Raw genomic sequence first — 724 nt, forward strand, 5'->3', positions numbered from 1 at the left:
CGCGGCGTATATGCGGTGGCGCAATGCCCGTGCCGAACCGAAAACCCGATTCGCCCCGGACTCGCCGATCCGATCGTGGACCGAGTACCCGTATTATCCGGCCAAGGTTGCGTGACGAGCCACTAGCTACCGGATGAACCGGCCTCGGCTTCCTCTCGGTCAGGAGGTGCCGGAAACAACCAGTGCATTCCTGCGTTCACGGGCGAACACGATCGAGGGCGGCACGTCGGAGATCCTGCGCAACATCCTCGGCGAGCGGGTGCTCGGCCTACCCGGTGACCTTCGTGTGGACAAGGGCATTCCGTGGCGGGACATCCCGCGTTGATACCGGACCTGGGGCACACCGAGACGGAGAAACAGCTATGACTTACGTACATACCGAGGAACACGATCAACTGCGTAGTACCGTGCGCGCTTTTCTCGATCAGACCTCTCCGGAAGCGGAGGTTCGTCGGCTCATGGACACCGATGAGGGCTACGACCCGGCGGTGTGGGCCCAGATGGGCGAACAGCTCGCCCTTCAGGGACTGCATATTCCGGAGGAGTTCGGAGGTTCGGGATACGGATACGTCGAACTCTGCGTTGTCCTCGAAGAACGGCTCTTCGCAGTTAGCAGTGGCATTGGCGCCGGCTGGATGCGACCCGACGTGACCGTCGAGTGCAGGCCCACCGTACCCGGCGGCGTTGGTTCTCCGGGGTACGGAACCCGAACGCGATACGGCCG

General features: G+C 63.0%; 2 pseudogenes. Both read left to right on the forward strand.

The window, feature by feature from the left end:
• Nucleotides 1–187: 187 nt before the first annotated feature.
• A pseudogene (locus tag M1M07_RS32355) lies at nucleotides 188–325 on the forward strand (acyl-CoA dehydrogenase); the annotation flags it as partial.
• 37 nt (nucleotides 326–362) lie between these two features.
• Nucleotides 363–542, forward strand: a pseudogene (locus M1M07_RS32360) (acyl-CoA dehydrogenase family protein); the annotation flags it as partial.
• Between the last annotated feature and the right edge of the window lie 182 nt (nucleotides 543–724).

It is taken from the genome of Rhodococcus sp. HM1, assembly GCF_023218075.1.
Taxonomy (GTDB): domain Bacteria; phylum Actinomycetota; class Actinomycetes; order Mycobacteriales; family Mycobacteriaceae; genus Rhodococcus.